We start from the raw sequence: 1,083 nt of genomic DNA, 5'->3' as shown, positions 1-1,083 counted from the left end.
TGAGCAACCCCTCAATTCCAATAATAGGACAGATGGAGTACTTCGTCTTTATCGATGTATTGTGGCTGGTTAATTTCAATGTCAAAGCGTTTTTTATATGCATTGATAGCTGAATCTAAGTCGCTTAAATTTGTTAAGATAAACCATCCTTCTTCTGGCGACCATCCTTTGTAGACTCGCCGCCATTTGGCAGCTAGGTTGAAGCCATGAATTTTTTGACTTTTTGTGACCTTGATGTTTCGCAAAAATAGGGAAACTCCTGGTGATAAACCTAAGCTATCGAGCGACTGCCAAATTTCATTTTCATTTTGGATGAATTCATTCTTTTTTAATCTCAAACAAAACTTGAATTTTTTCTCCCGAAGCCAGTTAGCTAATTTTACAGAACAAAATTCTCTGTCTCCTAATACAACAGTCTGATATTTCTGAAATAATCGTAAGACTTGAGAAAATATTTGTGACTGCTCCTCAAAATTACTATTCCCCAATTTGGGTAAAAATTCCCAATATACTGGGAGCGCCCTTCGGTCATAAACTAAACTTATCATCATCAAATTGTTTTGCTGCCATTGAGTCCGATCGATGACTAAATAAATTCTTTGATTCTCTATGAGATTTTGAGTTAACCAGATTTCTATTATGGGAAACCAAATTTCTTGCACGTTGAGGATTGGGAGTGATAAAAATCTTTGAATTTTCTTACGTCTGCTTTCAAATAATATTGGTATGGGTAAGGCATTCGCTATTTTTTCCAAACTGACTTCTTGAATATTTTGTAGTACATTAATCAGCAGGTTGAATAATAATTGGGACTCTGAGAGTTGATTTTCTAAGTTCGTTTGATACAATGGAGGTAACATTTTCACTCTTATAGGTCTTCTTGACAATGAGTGACCTATCTTTTTCTACCATAATTCGGTCAAAGCATTACGCTGTCTCGGATTTGGGATGCTTGTCGCCCCGTCAGCATGGTTACAAGATTATGTCAATCAAAAGCTAGCTCGAACTCCGCACCAGGTCACAGTTTCAGTCAAACTGCCAGGGAAATTGATTATTGAATGTGACGAGCTATGGTCATTTGTG

Annotated in this window: 1 protein-coding gene and 1 pseudogene; one reads left to right on the top strand and one right to left on the bottom strand. The window is 36.7% G+C overall.

What is annotated here, in order from left to right:
• Positions 1 to 11: 11 nt before the first annotated feature.
• The gene (locus tag DSM107010_RS35785; RefSeq protein ID WP_106170772.1) at positions 12 to 860 is read right to left on the bottom strand and encodes an IS4 family transposase; all 849 of its coding nucleotides are present in this window, start codon (positions 858 to 860) and stop codon (positions 12 to 14) included.
• A gap of 109 nt (positions 861 to 969) precedes the next feature.
• Here DSM107010_RS35785 and DSM107010_RS41790 point away from each other — a divergent pair.
• A pseudogene (locus tag DSM107010_RS41790) lies at positions 970 to 1,083 on the top strand (IS1 family transposase); the annotation flags it as partial.

Origin of the sequence: Chroococcidiopsis cubana SAG 39.79, from assembly GCF_003991895.1 — a bacterium.
Taxonomy (GTDB): Bacteria; Cyanobacteriota; Cyanobacteriia; order Cyanobacteriales; family Chroococcidiopsidaceae; genus Chroococcidiopsis; species Chroococcidiopsis thermalis.
The sequence above is the reverse complement of the archived record's forward strand: the minus strand, read 5'-3'. Positions and strand labels throughout refer to the sequence as shown.

Excerpts from the sequence above, each read along its gene's own strand:
- DSM107010_RS35785 (WP_106170772.1), bottom strand. The coding sequence starts at position 860 with ATGTTACCTCCATTGTATCAAACGAACTTAGAAAATCAACTCTCAGAG.